An 18,944-nucleotide genomic window follows, 5' to 3' on the forward strand; every position below is an offset into this window, starting at 1 on the left:
TTCGATTCCCGTCGCCCGCTCACGCCGCACGACAGGCCGAAACACCAGCCCTAGTCGATCTTGAAGAGAAGTCGGGCAGGGACGTGCGACCGGTGTGCAAGGAGAGAAGGGGCGCCGATGTCTCGACCGAAGGTCGGGTCTGCGGCGTTGCTGCTGGCGCTCGGGGTGGTGGGGTCTCTCGTTGCTGGCTGTCAGAAACCCATCGAGGATGTCGAATGGTGCGCGATCACCCAGGCTGACCTGACTGCACACGGCGTCGGCTGGCCCGTGGCGAATCAAGTCTTGACCCCGATCCAGCTTCACTCCATCCCCTCGATGATGGAAGGAGGAGCGCTAAATTTGAAGAATGGGGATCTGAAAGTTGCAGTTGAGGCGTGGGTGGCTAGCTACAAGGTGGTGCTGCCGTATCTTGCTGTAGATGATCCGAAAGGCTTCGACGTTCAAGTCGACGAGGGGGTCAAGCGGCAGCTCCATTACGCCAACACGGCGATTGCCAATATTTGCCAGTGGTGATGCGTCGCGACGCCTATTTGCGCCTGTTTAGTATTCATCCACTCTATGGGGGAGGTAATCAGTGAGGCGTTTTATCGGACTGGCCCTGGCTGTCGTATTCGCAGCGGTGGGGCTGGCTCATCCGGCACTCGCCAGTGAGCCGGGCCCTGACGAGAACTACCTGGACGAACTTCAGCGTATCGCGGGGCGGAGTGCTCCGTATCAACCATATCACGACACTGACCCTCGATCGGCTCAACCGATGGCGACCCTAGATCCGTTCCAATGCACATTGTATCCATCGGTCGTTCATCCTCGAACCTCTGCAGGCAAGAAGTCCGTCGGAGCTAAGCCATACACAAGTTGCAAAGCCGGCAGGCCGACAATTATTTCACAGACGAGCACTCTCTACATTGTGGAGTGGGCCGGCCTGCGCTACAAGCAGGTGGACAGGAAGACGGGAACGTCCCGCGGGGTAGCATCGCTCACGCAGAAGAATATTGAGTTCTACTGCAAGAACAATAATACTTCGAGGTTCCAGCAGGAGACAAAGGGGTACTCCGTTCAGCTCGGTCGCACCTACCAGTCAGCTGTAATTACTCCCCGAGTAGACTTGCCCTGTGGCTACTAGTGCTGCGATGAAACTGACGGTCTGGATTGTTCTCGAGGAGGGCGTCGACTCCTGTCGAATCCTCGGAGTTTTTCGCGACAGCGCGGCTGCCGATGAATTTATGATGCGAAAAGGCCGAGACTTTCCTGGGTCAACATTCTCCTACGGTGAATACGAAATTGGGTGGACTGAAGATCAAGGGGGTGAGTTCTGCCGGTCGTAGCACTTGATCTTGGCGAGTTGGGCGGGACAGGATGTTCCGTGCGTGAAATGTTGATGTTGTCGGATCGGGAGGAGATCTCGAGGGGTCTGGCGGAAGGCTTGTCCTACAAGCAGATCGCCTCGGTGGTGGGTCGTGATCCGTCGGTGATCTCTCGTGAGGTCCGTCGCCACGGCGGACGCCACGAGTACCGGGCCGCGGCAGCGCAGGAACGGGCCCAGGCGGCGCGGGCGCGCCCGAAGCAGCTCGCGGTGGACCGCTATCCGCGGTTGCGCGGGATCGTGCACGCTCTGCTGCGTCGTGGCTGGTCACCGGCCTCGATCGCGGGCCGGTTGCCGACCGAGTATCCCGACGATCAGGCTTGCCGGGTGTCTCACGAGGCGATCTACCAGTGGATCTATGCCACCCCGGTGTCCACCCTGGCCCGCGAGCTGCTCGCACTGCGCTCCGGGCGCACCACTCGACGTGGCGGACGGAAGCCACCACCGGCTCCGCGGATCAAGGACCCCGTCTACATCGACGAGCGCCCCGTCAACGCCGAGGGGCGTGTGGTGCCCGGGCACTGGGAGGGTGACCTGATCATCGGCAAGGACGGCAAGACCGCCGTCGGGACCCTGGTCGAGCGCACCTCCCGGTTCCTCGTGCTCGTTCCGCTGCACGGGCGCGACTCGCTGACCGTCGGCCGTGGGGTCATCGCCGCCACCAGTGGCCTGCCCGCCCACATGCGGGCCTCGCTGACCTGGGACTGCGGGGCGGAGATGGCCGGCCACGCCGCCGTCACCAAGGGGTCGATGCCGGTGTACTTCGCCCACCCGCACTCGCCGTGGGAACGCGGCAGCAACGAGAACCTCAACCGCATCGTGCGCGAGTACTTCCCGAAAGGCACGGAAATCACCTCGGACCCGAAGTATCTGGCGATGGTGGCTTGCGATATCAACGACCGACCCCGTAAGATCCACAACTGGAAGAAGCCCTCCGAGATATTCGCCGAACTCGTTGAGCTAGATGCTTCGACCGCCTGAATTCGCCTTCGGCTGAAGACGATGAAGTTCTGCACCAGCGGTGACCCGGGATCCGGGCCGAAGCTCATGGATCGGTCCGGGTAGATCTTGCCGAGGTAGCGCAGGCAGAACTCGGCGAAGAACCACATGTGCTCGTTCTCTTCGCCGACGAAGTGGTGGAAGAATTTCGTCGGGATCTCGAAGCCCGTGGTGTGGATCCGGCGAACTACCTCGATCAGTAGTTCACGGATCCCGTGCACATTGAGGTGTTCTCAGTAGCGGGGTGGCAGGTCGTGGCGACACGCCGAGGGTGGTGAGATGAGCGGGAACGGGGCAGGACCCCGGTAGATCGGTTCGGTCCAGCACAGATCGACACCGTCACCGAGGTCCTGCATGTCTGATCCTGTCACCTACACCGCTGTCCTCCCGATCGGGGAGCGCACCGTGGCCTATCTGGCGCGGCTCCTGGTCCTTCAACGCCGTCGACGTGGCACCCGGCGGCGGGCGTTGACCCCGTTCGCCCAGGCAGTGCTGGTGATCCGCTGGTTCTGTGATGCTACCCGGGTCCGATGTTTGGCCGGTGACAACGCGATCAGCACTGCAACGGCCTACCGTTACCTGCACGAAGGCATCGACGTCCTCGCCGCGGCCGCACCCGGCCTGCACGGAGCCCTGCTCGCCGCCCGCACAGCCGGGCACACCCACGTGAATCTCGACGGCACCCTGATCGCCACCGACCGGTGCCGCGCGCTCGGCCTCACCCCCGGGGTCGACCTGTGGTGGTCGGGCAAGCACCGCCGCCACGGCGGGAACATCCAGGTCCTCACCGCACCTGATGGATGGCCGCTATGGACCAGCGACGTGCGGCCGGGCCGCGAGCACGACACCCGCTGCGCCCGTACCCACCCCGGGCTGCTCGAGGGCCTGGCCGCGTTCACCGACGACACCCACGCCGCGCTGGGCGACCTCGGCTACGAAGGCGAAGCCGACCGGCTCACCGTGCCCATCAAACCCGTCCCCGGCCGCGGGCAGACGGTCAACCAGCGCACCGTCAACACCCTGCACTCAGCCCTTCGTGCTCTGGCCGAACGCGGAAACGCCCTGCTCAAGACCACCTTCGCCGCGTTGCGGCGAGTCACGCTATGTCCCTGGCGCACCGGCGCGATCACCGCAGCTGCGCTCGTACTACTCCACACCGAGTACGACCGCACGACATGATCAACCCGCTACTGAGAACACCTCAGTACATCGCAATGCGGGCAGAATTCACCCTGCCCATGGAGCCAGAAGAGCTCACAATCATGTTCCGTGCGTCGTGCCTCAGGCATAGATGTGCCGATCCAGAATGAAGAATTGTCAGGGGTTGCAATTCTGCCCGCATGGGCGCGCGAAGCGCAGCCGGAGCGGCCGCGCCTGCAGAACGATCACATAGACGCCCGAACGGTCCGGGCCCATGACTGTGGCGTGATACACCATGCCTTCTGTGTTATAAACGAGTATCGCGCGGGATTATGTGGTTCCGCACCGCATGAAGACATCCTACGATACCGAGCAGATGCGTCAAGAGGTTCCACGGACTGCAGTCGCACGCATAGTGCGCTCCGAAATTTGCTGGATAGGGATCCCTTTTTAACGTGGTGGTCGTGAGATAAACGCCGGGCGACAAGCCCTGCTCGCTGTACTTCCAGCGGCGTTGTCGACGCCGTCGCAGGTGTGTAGCCAGCTCGGTGGTGCTCGGTCTGCCCCATGAGGGCGACCAGCTGATCCGGCCGTCAGGTGACCGCGGGCGGCCAGTCGCTCCCGCCCCGGCGGTCCCGGGCGGCGGTCGCGGCGGCGTAGAGCTGAATGTCACGCAGGCCGACGCCGACGCCGGCCCGGCGGAGGTGGTGCACCAGAGGTGTCACCTCGTCCGCCCACCAGCGCTCGGCGAGTGCCCGGCGGTCCGGCAGGGGCGCCCCGCGCAGGGTCTCGCGGAAGGCCCATGCCTCTGCCGCGTCGGCCAACCGCATCCAGTCGGCGGTGCGGTCGAGCCAGAGCTCGGTCCGGATCGGGTCGGGCAGCGGGATGCGGGTGAGGAACTCACGCTCGGCGGCCTTGCTGGGCAGGTGCATCGCGCGCAGGCAGGCCATCGCATAGGCCACGGTGCAGACCCACCGCACCCGGGCCGGGAGGGCGACGACACCGCGCGCACGGGCGACCGAGACACGGTGGTGCCCGTCGACGACGAAGTACATCTCCCCCAGCCGCATCAGCTCGACCCGCGGGACCATCTGGCCGGGCCGGGCCATCAGCTCGGCGACCGCATCCCATCGCGCACGCAACTGCGGGTTGCGGAGCTGGAACTCGGCGTCGAAGTCGTCGGCCCGCCCGACGGTGCCGACGATCCGTTCGACGCGGACATCGTCGGGATACTCCATCATGTCGCCGTCGCGACCGAGAGCGCGCACGGCGTCGGCGTACGGAACCAGCCGGGCCTCCGCGGTGCCGGGCCGCGACGGAGGGAGCCGCAGCCGGTCGCGTACGGCGTCGAGGGGGTTCCGTGCCTTCATGTGTGCCGCCCGGGGCGAGGTCGACGGTGGACGTCACAGAAGAGTATTCCGGAGGTCGACATCGGGACGTGTGATCGTTCCGACGGGTGGATCGACCTCTTTCTCGGGGTGCCGCGGCGTCACAGCGCCCGACGCCGCTGACCCGCGCAACCCGGACTCAGGACAGCACGCGCAGCTGGAACGGGTAGTCGTAGGCCCGGTTGTTCGACGCCCGCACCGCGCCCTTGATGTGGCACCACGCGGAGACGACGAACAGCGCGATCATGAGGGGGATCGCCACGAGGATCCCCACCACGGTGAAGATCAGGATCCAGCTGACGATGAACAGCACCCAGAACGACAGGTTGAAGTTGAACGCCCCGGCTGCGGCCCGCCGCGCGAACGGGTCGTCCTTCTTGACCAGCCACACCAGCAGCGGGCCGACCAGGCTCAGCAGCCCGGCGCTCAGGATCGCGGCGATCGGCGCCGAGAGGTGGGCGAGGATCGCGGCGATCCGGCTGGATTCGGCGGGGTACGGCTGCGACATCGAGGTCCTTTCGGGTCCGGCCGGCTCGGTACCGGTGGGCCGACCACCCTGCCAGTCCTGGAGCCGGCTGGCCGGAACCGGGCGACACACCGGTGCCCGACCACCCGGACGGGTGCTCGGGACCCCGATCACGAGCCCGCCGCGCGGGCGGCGCGGACCGGGGCGCGTCGAGACACACACCACTAACAGTCAGCAATGACTGTTAGTGTGCGCCTGTCGACCGAGGAGGGACGTTCCGTGACGATCGCCGAGCAGGGACGGGGCACCGAGACCCAGGTGCCGCGCACGCAGGACCGCATGGCCCACGACGTCTGGCTGCCCGACGAGATCGTCGCGGTCCGCGCGACGGCCCGCGCCGCCGTCGAGAAGCGGCTCGCCCCGCACGCCCGCGACATCGGCACCCGTGAGGAGTCCGCCGACAGCTTCCCGTGGGAGGCGTTCCGCGGCCTCGCCGAGGAGGGCCTGTTCGAGGTGCCGTTCGGCGCCGACTTCGGCGCGGGGCTGGCGCACCCGATGCTCGCCACCTGCACGGTCACCGAGGAGATCGCCTACCACTCGAGCTCGATGGCGGGCGTCTACGACGGCCAGTGCATCCTCGTCCCGCAGACGCTCACCTACGCCTCCGACGAGCTGCGCGCCCGGCTGATCCCCGAGCTGACCAGCGGCCGCGCCGCGTTCTCCTTCGCCACGACCGAGCCGGAGACCAGCTCGGACCTCACCGCGGAGCGGATGCAGACCGTCGCCGAGCCGACCGCCGACGGCGACTACCTGCTCAACGGGCGCAAGCGCTGGATCACCAACAGCGTCGTCGCCGGCTGGGTGTCGGTGCTCGTGCGCGCCGGGGCGGGCAGCGACCGGGCCGCCATGTTCCTCGTCGACCTGTCCACCCCCGGGGTCCGGATCGGTGCCCCCGACCTGAAGATGGGCCACCGGGGCCAGATCACCGCCGACATCGTGTTCGACGACGTCCGGGTCCCCGCCGGGAACCTGCTCGGTCAGTGGGGTGCGGGGCTGGGTGTCGCCCTGTCCGCGCTCGTCCGGGGCCGGATCGGGATCGGCGCGGCGGGCGTCGGCGTCGCCCAGGCCGCACTGGACCTGGCCGTGCAGCGGCTGCGCACGCGGCAGGTCTTCGGCGGACCGCTCGGCGCGATGCAGCACTGGCAGTTCACGATGGCCCAGCGCGCGACCGAGATCGAGTGCGCCCGCACGCTCTACCAGAAGGCCGCGACCCTGCTCGACCGCGGCGACCGGTCGGCCGAGCCCGAGGCCGCCATGGCCAAGGCCTACGGCACCCGGCTGGCCAACGACCTCGTCCGCGAGGCGATCCAGATCCACGGCGCACTCGGCTTCGCCCGCCAGGTGTCGGAGTCCGGCGAGTCGGTCCGCCTGGAGGAGATGTACCGGGACGCGAAGATTCTGGAGATCTTCGAGGGCGCCAACGAGCTCCAGCAGTGGATCGTGGCCCGGCAGCTGATCGGGCGCGACGTCACCGGCTGACCCCGTCGTCGCACGCGGGCCGTGGCGGCCGGTCAGTCCACCGGCCGCCACGGACGCGGCGGCAGCATCGGCAGCCCGCTCGGCGCGCACTGCCCACCGCGCTCGCCGGCCAGCCGGAACACCAGCCAGCCCGACAGCGCCGCCAGCACCGACCCGGTGAGGATCCCGATCTTCGCCTCGGCGATGAGCAGCTCGTCGGTGAGCGCGAGCTCGGTGACGAACAGCGCCACGGTGAACCCGATGCCCGACAGCGCCGAGCCGCCGAGCAGCTGCCCCCAGCGCAGCGTGTCCGGCACCCGTCCCAGCCCGGTGCGCAGCGCGACCCACGTCCCGACGGCGACACCGATCGGCTTGCCCATCACCAGCCCGAGCACGATGCCCCAGGTCAGCAGCGAGGTCGCCGCGGCGGACAGGGTCTCCGACGAGAGCACCACGCCGGCGTTGGCGAGCACGAACAGCGGCACGATGACGTAGCTGCTCCACGGCTGGATCGCCTGCTGCAGCCGCTCGTTCGGCGAGACGGCGGCGACCGCGACCGCACGGGCGGTGCGAGCCCGCTCCGGGGTCGGGTCGAGCAGGAAGTTCTTGCCGATCCGCACCGCCTCGACCATCTCCGTGCGGCGGGGTGCGTAGGCGTTGACCAGCAGCCCGAGCGCGACGCCGACGACGCTCGGGTGCACCCCCGAGCGCAGCACCGCGACCCAGCACAGGATCCCGACGACGGCGTAGAACGGCGTCCGCCAGAACCGCACCCAGCGCAGCGCGAGCAGCCCGGCGAGCAGCACGACGGCGACGAACAGCGCGAGCAGGTCGACCTCGTCGGTGTAGAACAGCGCGATCGCCAGCACCGCGCCGATGTCGTCGACGATGGCCAGCGCCAGCAGGAACACCCGCAGCTGGTCCGGGCAGCGCGGCCCGAGCAGCGCCAATACCCCGAGCATCACCGCGGTGTCGGTGGAGATCGCGATGCCCCAGGCGCCCGCTGCCTCACCACCGGCGTTGAGCGCGAGGAAGAACAACGCGGGGACGACGAGGCCACCCAGCGCGGCCGCGGCCGGTGCGGCCAGGGCGCGGAACCCGCGCAGCTCCCCCAGCGTCGTCTCGCGGGCGATCTCCAGCCCGACCGAGAGGAAGAACAGGACCATCAGGCCGTCGTTGACCCAGTGCCTCAGGTCGAGGTCGAGTGCGGCGTCGCCGAAGGAGACGGCCAGGCCGGTGTGCCAGAACGACTCGTACCCGGCCCCCAGGTTGGCCCACACCAGGGCCACGACGGCCGCCCCGACCAGCAGGACCGCCGATCCGGACTCGGTCCCGAGGAAGCGCCTCGCGGCATCGGAGAGGTCGCCGCGCTCGGCTAGGGTCACCACCGCCATGTGCTGATCCTGCCCTGCGCGGGTCACGACGAGGAGGCCGCCATCAGTCTGGACCCACCCGTCGGACCGTACGACCACGTCCTGGGCCCACCCGAGGCCGAGCTGACGCTGGTGGAGTACGGCGACTTCGAGTGCCCGTACTGCCGGGATGCGGCGCCGGTCCTGGAGCAGGTCCGCGCCCGCTTCGGGGACCGGCTGCGGTTCGTGTTCCGGCACTTCCCGCTGCACGAGGTGCATCCGCACGCCATCGCGGCGGCGCTCGCCGCGGAGATGGCCGGCTTCGAGGGCCGGTTCTGGGAGATGCACGACACGCTGTTCGCCCCCGGCCCGCCCAGGCTGCGCCAGGACGACCTGCGGGAACACGCCGTCGCCGCGGGGGTGCGTCCGGACCGGGTCGTCTGGCCGGCGACGCAGCTGGCGGAGGACCGGGTGGAGGCCGGGTTCAACGCGGCCGTGCGTTCCGGGGTCCGCGGCACGCCGACACTGTTCGTGAACGGGGAGCGCTACCGCGGCCAGGTCGGCGTCGCGGAGCTCTCCGCCGCACTGGACCCCGCGCTCACCTCGTAGCGGACGGAGCGGTCGGCGTCACCGGCCAGCCGGCGCGCCGGGCCGGATCACCTGCGCACGACAGACGCTTGACCTACACGATGTAACCTTGACGAATGGCAGCTGGAGACGATCGGCCGGGCGAGGCTCATCCCCAGGACGTCCAGGGCTTCCGTCACGGCCGGGTCCCTCGGGCGGTACGCGCGCAACAGCTCCTGGACTGCGCGGAGGCGTTGTTCGTCGAGCACGGACTGGACGGTGTGTCGGTCGAGGACATCTGCCGGGCGGCCGAGGTGAGCCGACCGGTCTTCTACGACCACTTCGGCTCGCGGACCGGCGCCTACATCGCCTGCGTACGCCGCATCCGGCAGGAGTTCCAGGAGGGACTGCTCGGACTCATGCGCGCGGCGGAGTCGGCCGACCTGGCGACCGTGTTCCGGGTCGCGGGCGAGGCGTTCTTCACCCTCATCGAGCAGGCCCCGCATCGCTGGGCGATGCTCTACCCGGCCATGGGTCTGTCCCGTGAGTCGGCCGACCAGCTGGAGTCCCTGCGCGAGGAGACCGTGCAGACCCTGGTGGTGCTCATCCGGACACCCCTCCCGGAGTTCAGCACGACCGACGCCATGGTGGCCGCCCAGATGATCTCCGGCGGCGGCGAGCAGCTGGGCCGTTGGTGGCTCCGACACCGTGACGAGGCATCTCGCGACGAGGTCATCGACGCCTACCAGCGCTACGCCACCGCCGCACTGCTCGGGATGTGACGCACCGGCCCCCTTCCGGCCGCACCGACACCGTGTGACCCGCGGGACGCGGACGTGCACGGCGTCCCGCCGCCGGGTGGTGGAACGGTCCCGCTCAGATTCCGAGCGTGTCGTGCAGGTCCGCGGTGACGACCCGGTGCGGGTCGAACGCCGCGAAGGCGTCGCGCGCGGCGGCCCACCCCGGGAAGACCTGCGGCATCGAACCGATCACCTGGGAGTCGGTCCACGGGCCGCTCGCGGTCGTCGCCCACCGCTTGGCCCACTCCGGCCGCACGGTGGCGTACCCGCGGAACGCCGACCGCACGAACGCCTCCATCTCGGCGAAGAACTCGTACTCGTGCGGAGTACCGGGCAGGCCGAGGGCGTCGAGCCAGACGACGGTGTCGCGGTCGGGGTGGCCGGGCACCGGCTGCGATGCCGACAACGCCGGGACCACCGCCCCCGGGACCTCGCAGTCGGCCGGGTCGTCGACACCGGTCACCCGGATCTCCACGCAGGAGTTGAGCGGATAGCGCCCCTGCGCGGCGTACCGGGCCAGGGCCCCGGTGATGAACGAGCTGAACTCGTGCACGACCCGCTGTGCGTCGGCCCGCGCGACGACGACGGCGTGGCTGCCGGCGCTGACCCGCAGCGTCGTCGGCTTCACGAAGTGGATGGAGTCCTTCGCCGGCCCCCACATGTCGCGGGCGCCGACGGCGGTCAGTCCGGCGACGGTGGCGCCGTACACGGTCTTGCCGAACAGCGGCGCCACCTCCGGGTGACCGGACACGATCGCCGACAGCGGCTGCTCGACGACTGCGGGGACGTTGTCGGCGAAGGGGTAGTTGTACGGCCCGAGCGTGGGCCGCGACAGCAGCGGCCGCCGCGGGGTGACCGTCCACTCCTGGATCCACGGGTGGTCGGAGAAGGTGTACCAGATGGCGCCGACCCGCCCGGACCGGTCGAGCATCGACGACATCGACCGGGCGGTGGTGCGCCCCGGGGCCGCGAAGAACTCGGTGGCCGGGATGTCGGTGTGGTTCCGGCAGCGCAGGTCGTAGGCGGGCTGTACCCGCAGCCGGACCTCGGTGAGCACGATGCGCCCCAGCCCGGTGAGCAACGCGGCACACCCGGGGTCCGACCGGTCGAAGGTCCGCTCGGCGAAGCCGCCCCGCGCCGCGTCCCAGACCACGGCGGTCACCGCGGTCACGAGGTTGGACACGGAACCGAAGCTCTGCCCGCGCACCCGTCGCTCACCGGCCGCGGGCACCGAGGACCCGTGTCCCCCGACGGCCAGCACGCCGGCGACCGTCACGTCGCCCGGAGCGGGGGCGTTCGTGATCGACGCACCGTTGCGGTGCAGGAACGAGAGCAACCGGTCCATCCGGGCACCGGCCTGGACCCGCACCTCGCCCGGGGCGGTCATCGTCATACCGGTCAGCCCCTGGGTGAGGTCGGCGACGAGGATCTTCGCCCCCTCGTTCTGCCCCCGTGAGACGGCCAGCGGGGACCAGTTGTGGCGGTAGCCGCGCGGCCGCACCCGGTACCCGGATCGGTGCGCCCAGTCGAGCACCGCGACCACGTCGGCCGGCGTACGCGGAACGCAGGTCCACAACGGATCGGTCGTGATCACCCCGTCCCAGTTCTCGAAGACCTCCCGGTGCACCGGGACGCCGGCGGGGAAGTCGGGCAGGGACGTACCCATCTGGGCGGGCGTCCGGACACCGACGAGGACCGCCGTTCCGGCCAGTGCCGCACCACGCAGGACCGCCCGGCGTGTCAGTTCTCGCATGTTCGCTCTCCTCGATGTCGCGGCCGGCCGACCACCCGGCCCCGCCCGAGGCGGACGGGGCCGAATGACGATCGATCGGGTCAGCTCACTGGCGGGTCGACGCGCACAGCGCGGCCACGTCGCCCACCGTCGCCGGGACGTGGAACAACGTGTCGTTGACGGCGTAGATCGGGTACTGGAGCAGCGAGGTCTCCGCCTGGCCGAGGATCTTCCCGGGGTCGCCGCTCTGCAGGGCGGCGAGGTTCGCCGCGAGCTGGGCCTGGCCGTCGCGACCGTGGTCGGCGAAGTTCTTGTCCAGCCAGTCCAGTGTCGCGAACGGCCCCTGGCACAGGGGCGCACGCTGCAGCGAGGCGTCGTGCGAGGGGCTCCACACGCCGTCGCCCACCGGCTCGTCCGCCATCGCCGTGCCGGTGAACAGCAGACCGGCGACCACCACGCCGCCCATCAGTGCCGCAGTCCTCTTGAACCAGTTCGCATTCATGGCTTTTCCTCTCGTGGACTTCCGTGGAGACTTCACAGTAACCGACGCTACCGATATCTCCTACTGTCACGGACCTCACATGCTCCGGCGACCTCGAACCCCCCGCATCCAGGCCTTTTAGTACGACGGTCGAGCTCGGCGACGCTCAGTAGGCAGCCGGTCACCATTCGACAGGTGATTCCCACCTCGCCGCATCTCCGGTTTCGTATATCAATAGCGCTTGTTACTGTGGGCGTTCCGCTGACACGCGCCCCCGCCCGATCCGAGGAGCCCACGTGAGTTCCCAGCACCCGCTCGTCGTGGCCGCGGCGCCCGACCAGACCGCTCCACCGGTCCCCCGGCCCCGAGAGACCCTTCTCCGTCGGCCCCCCGGTCCCACGCCCCCGGTCACGCCCGTCTCCCGTCCGCACCGCCCGATCCGGCGGGCCTCCAGGGCGTCGCGCACCGCGGCCGCGGACCTGGCGACGATCCTGCTGACGGTGACCGGGGCGGTGGCGTCGGGGATCGGCGGGGCCCAGCCGGCCGACCGGCTCGCCGGCGCCGTCACCACCGCGGTGGCGCTCGTCGGCGCGCTGGCGCTGGTCCGCTCCTGGTCGCCGGAGGTCGTCGGCAGGAGGGCCGAGGAGTTCCGGCGGCTCGGGCAGGCGGTGCTGGTCGCCGGCGGCGTGCTGGCGGCCGGCGGACTCGCCGCGAGCGGGATCGCACCGACCGCGGACCCCGCGCGCACCTGGGCCCTGGTCGTCGTCCCGGTGACGGGGGTCCTGCTGGGGGCCGTCCGGCTGGTGCGCGACCGGTTCCTCCGACGGCGCCGACGCCGGGGAGTCGGCCTCACCCCGGTTCTCGCGGTCGGCCCGGCCGATGCCGTCGCCGACCTCGTCCGACGGGCCCGCACCGACCGCGGTTCCGGATGGGAGGTGACCGGGGTCTGTACGCCCGCCGCCACCCGTACGGGACCTGCCGCGGTCGAGGACGTCCCCGTACTCGGCGACCAGGACGACGCGGCGAGTGTCGCCCTGCGCCACGGACACCACGTCGTCGTCGTGTGCCGTTCGGCCGGTGCCGGCCCCGCCGAGCTCCGCCGCCTGGCCTGGTCGCTGGAGGACACCCCCGTCGAGCTGGTCGTCGATGCCGGGCTCGTCGACGTGACCGCCCGGCGGGCGTCCCTGACCGACCTCGACGGCCTCCCGCTGCTGCGCCTGCCCCGGCTGCGACTCGACGGGGCCGCGCGGACGCTCAAGCACACGTTCGACCGGGCGGCCGCGCTGGCGATCCTGCTCCTCACCGCCCCGTTGCTGCTGGTCGTCGCGCTGGCCGTGCGCTGCGGCGACGGCGGCCCGGTCTTCTTCCGCCAGGAGCGGATCGGCGTTCGGGGCAGGCCCTTCGAGATGCTGAAGTTCCGGACGATGGTGCCCGACGCCCCGCAGCTGCGCGCCGGGCTGCACGCGGTGGACGAGGGGGCGGGCCCGCTGTTCAAGATGCGGCGCGACCCACGGGTGACCCGGGTCGGGGCGGTCCTGCGTCGGTACTCGCTCGACGAGCTGCCGCAGCTGTTCAACGTCGTCGGCGGATCGATGAGCCTGGTCGGCCCGCGTCCGCCGCTGCCGGGCGAGGTGGCGACCTACTGCGACCGTGCCCGACGCCGGCTGCTCGTGCGGCCAGGGATGACCGGGCTCTGGCAGGTCAGCGGCCGCAGCACCCTGAGCTGGGAGGAGTCGCTGACACTCGATCTGCGCTACGTGGAGACCTGGTCGCTGTGGCTGGACCTGATCATCCTGGTGCGCACCGTGCGCGCGGTGCTGCGAGGGGACGGGGCGTGGTGAGCCGCACCCACCGGCTCGCGGACGTGCTGCGCGCCGAGCGACGACGGCTGGCGGACGACCTGCACCGGTCGCGGAGCGGGCTCGGGGAGAGCGGCGCACCGCGTGCGGTCGCCGGGTTCGTCGTGGCCAAGACCGTGGCACTCGGACACCGGTGCCTGCGCCGCGCCGCGGAGACCGCGGTCGACCGTCGCTACGGCATCCGGACCGCCGGAATGCTCCGGCCGGACTCCCCGGGCGACACCCCCGACCCACACGCCGCCTACGCCTACCAGCCGGTGGGGCTGCGGCGCTTCCGCGCCGTGGTGGCGGCCTGTGCGACGACACCGTCGGTCACCACCTTCCTGGACCTGGGATGCGGACGGGGGCGGGCCCTGGCGCTCGCCCGAGCGCACGGCTTCGCCCGGGTCGTCGGGGTGGAGCTCGATGCGGAGCTGGCCCGCACCGCGCGTGCCAACCTGGCCGCGGGCGGATCCACCGCGGTGGTGGTCCACACCGGCGACGCCGCGACGACGACGGTCCCGGCGGGACCGCTGCTGGTGTTCCTGTTCAACCCCTTCGGCCCCGCCGTGCTGCGACGCGTGCTGGACCGTGTGGCCGAGCAGGCGAGCGGCCCGGTGACCGTCGGCTACGTCAACCCGGTGCACCGCGCCGTGCTCGACGACGACCCGCGCTGGGAGCGCACGGCCACCGCGCGCTGGTGGTCGGTGCACCGGCTGCGCCGACCGCCCGGGCCCCACCCGGACGACACCGGGTCGTCCTGAGCTCCGGGGTACTTCCTGAGATCCGGGGTCATCCCGAACGCAGCATCCGCAGCCCGGGCAGGGCCCGCTCCGCCACGGTGACCGGGTGCGACGTGCCGCCGAACTGCCGTTTGAAGCGGTCGATGCCCTCGTCCGGCACGCCCAGCAGGTCCAGCGTGTGCGCGCCCCGCCCGCACGCCCAGGCGATCGCGTCCCAGTACAGGAGCACCCCGGCCGGTGAGTCGCGGTGCTCGGGCAGGACCCCGCCCGCCCAGGTCACCGCGTACCCGTCGAGGCAGACGGTGGCCAGCACGGCGTGCACCCGGCCGTCGACGTCGCGGGCCTCGGCCAGGTGCACCGCCGCCGGACCCGCCGTCAGGTCGTCGTAGCGGGGTGGGAAGACGCCACGCAGCCCGTCGCGACGACCGCGGGAGGCGAACGCCGCCCGCACGGCACGTCCCAGCGAGCCGGTGTCGCGGACCGGGTGTACCTCGATGCCCCGTGCCCGCGCCCTGCGGACCTTCTTGCGGCACTGCGTACTCGTCCCCGCCCAGAGCGCGTCGACCCCGACACCGAGGTCCAGCAGGTAGGTGCGCTCGTGGGACACGGTGTACCCGCACGCACGGAGCACCTCCTCAGACGGGCTCTCCACCGGGGGGAACCCGTAGCGCTGCACCCCGACCCCGTGCCGGAACGACCAGCGGGTGGCGAGCTCCAGACCCTCCGCGAGGTCCGCGGCCGCGAGCACCGGTCCGACGTAGGGCGTCGGGGACCAGCTGACCAGGCCCAGCGGGCCGATCCGCCGGCACAGCAGGGGCAGGATGCCGATGGGCTCGCCGGACCGCTCGACGACCATCGGGTGCAGCATGGTCGCCGTCATCGCCGCGGCCGACCGGAGCCAGGTCAGGTCGTGGAAGGGGATCGGGGCGCGCCCCGAGGCGGCCCGTGCGGCATCCCACCGGGCGGGATCGGTGCACGGCCGCAGACGCGTGGTCACCCCGCTACCCGGCGGAAGGTCAGGTCGGCCTGGAGCTGCTCGCCGTCCACCCCGGTGCTGATGCCCGCGACATGGACCAGCCGGAACCCCCGGCCCGCCAGATGGGCGACGACGTCGCCCGCGAGCGGCTGACCCACGTAGAGCTCGACGAACGAGCACTCGCAGAGGATCTCCTGCACCGAGTCGAGCACCCGGGTGGCGCCGCGCAGCACCTCCAGCTCGTAGCCCTGCACGTCGATCTTCAGCAGGGCGGGCTGCGCGATGTCGGCGTCGAGGTGCTCGTCGAGGGTGGTGACCGGTACCTCGCGCACCCCGGCCTCCGCGGTGCCGTGGAACTCGTGGGCCTGCCGGCCGATCGGCAGCAACGAGGAGGAGTCGTCGGCGGCCGAGACGTGCAGCGTGCACCGGCCGGGCCGGGCTCCCACGGCGGCGACGTGCACCTCCACGGGGCCGTCCACCACTGCGCGGATCCGCCCCGCCGCCTCGGCGAGGGGCTCGAAGCACACGATCCGGGCGTCGGGGTGGCGGTCGCGGATCCAGGAGGCGAACTGTCCCCGCGAGGCCCCGACGTCGACGACGGTCGCGAACGGGCCGCCGAGACCGGAGTCCTGGTGGTCGGTGGCGGCCAGCACACCCTGGCGCAACGCGGCGCGCAGCCGGGGACGCCGGGCCACCCGGACGAGCTTGCGCACCCGCAGGCGGGTCCTGTCCAGCGTCGTGTGGAGGCGGGTGCGTCGGGTTCCCGGCGTGCGCGGGGGTGTGGTCACGTGCAGGGTCATTCCGGGTGCTCCCCGAGGGCGTCGACGGTTCCGGCGAGGACGGCACGGCGGACCCGGGCGTCGCGCCGGGCGACACGGTCGGGCAGGTAGCGGGCAGCGGCGGGGCCGGCGGCCGCGGCCAGCGCGGCCCGCCGGGCGGGATCGGCCAGCAACGCGGCGATCTCGCAGGACAGCGCCGCGCTGTCACCGGCCGGCACCACCACGGCGACCCCGGCGGCGGCGAGGTCGTCGCCGACGTAGACCTCGTCGGAGACGAGCACGGGCAGCCCGGCCTGCACCGCCTCCACCGGGGCGATGCCGAAGTTCTCGTTGTCGGAGTGCAGGACGAACAGGTCCGCCGCGGCCAGGGCGTCACGTTTGCGCTGCCCCCCGAGGTACCCGACCAGGTGCACCGCCGACGGGTGGTCCAGGCCGGCGACCCGCGACCGCAGCTCCGTGGCGAACGCCGGGTCCCCGGATCCGGCCACGACCAGCACCGCGTGCGGGTCCTCGGCCCGGACCCTGTCCACGGCCTCGACCAGCCGGATCAGTCCCTTCTTGCGGTCGAGCCGGCCGAGGAAGAGCACGATCCGTGCCTGTGCGGTCAGCCCTAGCGAGGCCCGGAACCCGGCTCCGTCTCCGGGGCTCGACGGGGCGTCCACCGGCAGTGCGGTCACCACGGTGCAGGGCGCGGCGCCCAGGCCCGCCAGATTGGCCGACTCGCGCTGCGCGGTCAGCCAGACCGCCGCGCAGTCCTCCAGCAGCCGGCGCAGCGCGGGACGCAGCATCCGCTTGAGCCACGGGTGGTTGTGGGCCATGTCGTAGGGCTCCAACGAGCCGTGCGGCCGGATCACCAGGGGCACACCGGACCGGCGAGCGGCCCACCAGCAGGCGAGCGCGGGGATCGAGAACACCTCGTGCACCTCGAGCAGGTCGTAACGGTGCGCGTGCCGGCGCAGCCACCCCACCAACGACCAGGACAGCGCCCAGCAGCCGGGCCACGATCGCCGGCACGCCACCAGGTCCACGTCGCCCAGCTCCTCGGCGCCGGGCAGCTCGTCGGGCGAGCCGACCGTGGTCAGCAGGGTCGCCCGGTCGCCGACGGCCCGGGTGGTGCGGGCCACCGCCACCGCCGCGGCCGCCGACCCGCCCTGCTCGGCGCCGATGCGACCCAGCACGTGCAGCACCCGCAACGGCCCCCTCGGCCCCGGAGTGGTCCCTGCGGACCCGACTGCCGGCTCGGGACGCACCCGGACCCGGTGGAGGCGGAACCCCACCATCCGCTGGAAGTGACGCAGCCCGTTCGGGAGCCCGACCGGCGACCGGTTGTCGACCAGGTAGCGGACACCACGTGCCACCAGCTCGCACTGCAGACGGTGGACGGCGAGGTAGCGGGCACCCGACCGGTCCGGGCCCGGGGCCAGGGTGCGGAAGTAGCGCACGCACCCCCACCCACCGTCCACCGGAGCGACGGACAGCAGCAACGGCAGGCCCTCCGCGGAGTAGACCGCCAGCCACAGGTCGAAGCGCACGAGGTCCCCGTTGTCCGCGTCGGGATTGCGGTAGGCCCCGGGCTGGGAGCGCTCCCACTCGTCGGCCAGGGCCACCAGCCGGCGTCGCTCGTCGGGATCGTCGACGGTCTCGCACCGCAGTCCGGCGGCGGTCGCGTGGCGTACCTGGCGGCGCAGGGTGCGGTTGGGCCGTCCGGACCCGACGTCCTCGACCCGGTCGGGCAGGACGACGACCGAACGATGCTCCCAACGCCCGAACCGGACACGTCCCTCGCGGAAGACCGCACGCAGTGCCCGGCCGTCCGGGCCCGCGGAGAAGCGGGCTTCCAGCACGGGCAACGCCGCGATCGCGCGCACGGCCCGCAGGACGTCCCCGGGGTTGTGCAGCAGATGCCCCAGTGGCGACCCCCCGGACGCCACGTGCTCCTGCAGCCGACCGTAGATCTCGGAGAGCTCCGACTCGGACACCCCGCTCATCGGGCGATCTCCTCGTCGGCCACGAGGAACCCCGTGTCCGGGGCGAGGGTGCCCAGCGCCCTCGCGGGGACACCGCCGTAGAGGTGGTGGCTCCCGTGCAGCGGGCGGACCACGACCGCACCGGCCGCGACGAGACTGTGCCCCGCGACCTCCGCCCCCGGCAACACCGTGACCCGTGCCGCGAGGACGGTGCGCTCCCCCACCACGATCGGCTGCGCGGTCTGGCTGTGGGTCGCCGGGTCGAACGAGTGGGTCATCAGCAGCGACTGGTAGCCGGCGACCGTCGCCCGCTCCCGGAGCTCGATCCGGGCCGTGCAGTCCAGCAGGTGCAGCACCATGATGCGGGCGCACGGGCCGAGGACCAGCTCCGGTGACCGGTCGACCCCCTGGAGGAAACCGCGGTCCCGCCGGACGGCGTTGACCCAGTTCAGGTGGGCCAGGACCGCCGACCTTCCGAGGGTGACCCGGTCCAGCCCCCGGACGACGTTCAGATGACCGATCTCGGCCCCGGGCCCGAGTTCCAGGTGACCGACGTCCACCAGGGAGAAGCCGACCCTGGCCGTGGGATGGATGCTGTGGCCCAGTACGTGCACCAGGATCGGACGACGCACCGCCCACGGCAGGGCGGCCGCGAGCAGCGCGCACGCGGTACGCAGGCGCCGGGACCGGACTCCGAACGGCATCGTGACTCCCTGTTCGAGCAACGAGACTATCAGTAACAGTCGTTACTGCTTATAAAGATAATGCCCGTTCTCGACCACATCAGCAAGCATGAGCGACAACCCGGACCCTTCCGGAGACACCCGGAAAGGAA

The 18,944-nt window shown here is 71.1% G+C and carries 17 protein-coding genes; 8 read left to right on the top strand and 9 right to left on the bottom strand.

The genetic code is table 11. The annotated features are described in order from the left end of the window. Positions 1-117: 117 nt before the first annotated feature. The 3 genes from Ae331Ps2_RS32420 (at position 118) to Ae331Ps2_RS03190 (ending at position 3,541) form a co-directional block, all read left to right on the top strand. Positions 118-513 (top strand): hypothetical protein, encoded by a 396-nt coding sequence (locus tag Ae331Ps2_RS32420; protein ID WP_075310818.1) that lies wholly within the window; start codon positions 118-120, stop codon positions 511-513. 859 nt (positions 514-1,372) lie between these two features. Beyond that, a complete protein-coding gene (locus Ae331Ps2_RS03180) occupies positions 1,373-2,344 on the top strand; it encodes an IS30 family transposase (protein ID WP_075308805.1) in 972 nt (323 codons plus the stop codon). Between the two features lie 372 nt (positions 2,345-2,716). Then, complete coding sequence (locus tag Ae331Ps2_RS03190; RefSeq protein ID WP_075329683.1) at positions 2,717-3,541, top strand: transposase family protein; 825 nt, start codon at positions 2,717-2,719, stop codon at positions 3,539-3,541. A gap of 554 nt (positions 3,542-4,095) precedes the next feature. Here the strand turns inward: Ae331Ps2_RS03190 and Ae331Ps2_RS03195 are convergent. Beyond that, the gene (locus Ae331Ps2_RS03195) at positions 4,096-4,872 is read right to left on the bottom strand and encodes a hypothetical protein (protein WP_075310816.1); all 777 of its coding nucleotides are present in this window, start codon (positions 4,870-4,872) and stop codon (positions 4,096-4,098) included. 157 nt (positions 4,873-5,029) lie between these two features. Further along, positions 5,030-5,398, bottom strand: a complete 369-nt coding sequence (locus Ae331Ps2_RS03200; RefSeq protein ID WP_020627182.1) for a DUF4870 domain-containing protein — start codon at positions 5,396-5,398, stop codon at positions 5,030-5,032. Positions 5,399-5,635: 237 nt separating this feature from the next. Here Ae331Ps2_RS03200 and Ae331Ps2_RS03205 point away from each other — a divergent pair, with 237 nt between their 5' ends. Next, positions 5,636-6,895 carry an acyl-CoA dehydrogenase family protein gene (locus tag Ae331Ps2_RS03205; protein ID WP_212567596.1) on the top strand — a complete coding sequence of 420 codons (1,260 nt, stop codon included), beginning with the start codon at positions 5,636-5,638 and terminating at the stop codon, positions 6,893-6,895. Positions 6,896-6,927: 32 nt separating this feature from the next. Here the strand turns inward: Ae331Ps2_RS03205 and nhaA are convergent, their stop codons facing one another. Further along, the gene (nhaA, locus tag Ae331Ps2_RS03210; protein ID WP_075310814.1) at positions 6,928-8,268 is read right to left on the bottom strand and encodes a Na+/H+ antiporter NhaA; all 1,341 of its coding nucleotides are present in this window, start codon (positions 8,266-8,268) and stop codon (positions 6,928-6,930) included. Here nhaA and Ae331Ps2_RS03215 point away from each other — a divergent pair, their 5' ends adjacent. Further along, positions 8,269-8,835 carry a DsbA family protein gene (locus Ae331Ps2_RS03215; protein WP_020627179.1) on the top strand — a complete coding sequence of 189 codons (567 nt, stop codon included), beginning with the start codon at positions 8,269-8,271 and terminating at the stop codon, positions 8,833-8,835. A gap of 95 nt (positions 8,836-8,930) precedes the next feature. Next, positions 8,931-9,575: a TetR/AcrR family transcriptional regulator gene (locus Ae331Ps2_RS03220; protein WP_075310812.1), complete on the top strand. Its 645-nt coding sequence runs from the start codon at positions 8,931-8,933 to the stop codon at positions 9,573-9,575. A gap of 94 nt (positions 9,576-9,669) precedes the next feature. On the opposite strand, the gene Ae331Ps2_RS03225 is transcribed toward Ae331Ps2_RS03220, so the two are convergent. Beyond that, entirely contained in the window at positions 9,670-11,346 is a 1,677-nt protein-coding gene (locus Ae331Ps2_RS03225) for a cholesterol oxidase substrate-binding domain-containing protein (RefSeq protein ID WP_083695181.1), read from the bottom strand. Between the two features lie 85 nt (positions 11,347-11,431). Beyond that, positions 11,432-11,827 (bottom strand): hypothetical protein, encoded by a 396-nt coding sequence (locus Ae331Ps2_RS30200; protein ID WP_139318957.1) that lies wholly within the window; start codon positions 11,825-11,827, stop codon positions 11,432-11,434. A 275-nt stretch (positions 11,828-12,102) separates the two neighbouring features. Between Ae331Ps2_RS30200 and Ae331Ps2_RS03230 the strand changes: the two genes are divergently transcribed. Next, positions 12,103-13,647: a sugar transferase gene (locus Ae331Ps2_RS03230; RefSeq protein WP_075310810.1), complete on the top strand. Its 1,545-nt coding sequence runs from the start codon at positions 12,103-12,105 to the stop codon at positions 13,645-13,647. After that, a complete protein-coding gene (locus tag Ae331Ps2_RS03235) occupies positions 13,644-14,408 on the top strand; it encodes a class I SAM-dependent methyltransferase (protein WP_139318956.1) in 765 nt (254 codons plus the stop codon). Before Ae331Ps2_RS03230 ends, Ae331Ps2_RS03235 begins: the two co-directional genes overlap by 4 nt. A 28-nt stretch (positions 14,409-14,436) precedes the next feature. On the opposite strand, the gene Ae331Ps2_RS03240 is transcribed toward Ae331Ps2_RS03235, so the two are convergent. Genes Ae331Ps2_RS03240 through Ae331Ps2_RS30935 form a run of 4 tightly spaced genes read right to left on the bottom strand, consistent with a single transcriptional unit; the run spans position 14,437 to position 18,813 of the window. Further along, positions 14,437-15,384, bottom strand: a complete 948-nt coding sequence (locus Ae331Ps2_RS03240; RefSeq protein WP_075310806.1) for a GNAT family N-acetyltransferase — start codon at positions 15,382-15,384, stop codon at positions 14,437-14,439. Beyond that, positions 15,381-16,163, bottom strand: coding sequence for an FkbM family methyltransferase (locus Ae331Ps2_RS03245; protein ID WP_020627172.1), 783 nt, complete (start codon positions 16,161-16,163; stop codon positions 15,381-15,383). Before Ae331Ps2_RS03245 ends, Ae331Ps2_RS03240 begins: the two co-directional genes overlap by 4 nt. Beyond that, positions 16,160-18,130: a glycosyltransferase gene (locus Ae331Ps2_RS03250; RefSeq protein WP_075310804.1), complete on the bottom strand. Its 1,971-nt coding sequence runs from the start codon at positions 18,128-18,130 to the stop codon at positions 16,160-16,162. The genes Ae331Ps2_RS03245 and Ae331Ps2_RS03250 overlap by 4 nt, the downstream gene beginning before the upstream one ends. Further along, positions 18,127-18,813: a hypothetical protein gene (locus Ae331Ps2_RS30935; RefSeq protein ID WP_075310802.1), complete on the bottom strand. Its 687-nt coding sequence runs from the start codon at positions 18,811-18,813 to the stop codon at positions 18,127-18,129. Before Ae331Ps2_RS30935 ends, Ae331Ps2_RS03250 begins: the two co-directional genes overlap by 4 nt. Positions 18,814-18,944: the final 131 nt, after the last annotated feature.

Origin of the sequence: Pseudonocardia sp. Ae331_Ps2 (genome assembly GCF_001932405.1) — a bacterium.
In the GTDB taxonomy this organism is placed as follows: domain Bacteria; phylum Actinomycetota; class Actinomycetes; order Mycobacteriales; family Pseudonocardiaceae; genus Pseudonocardia.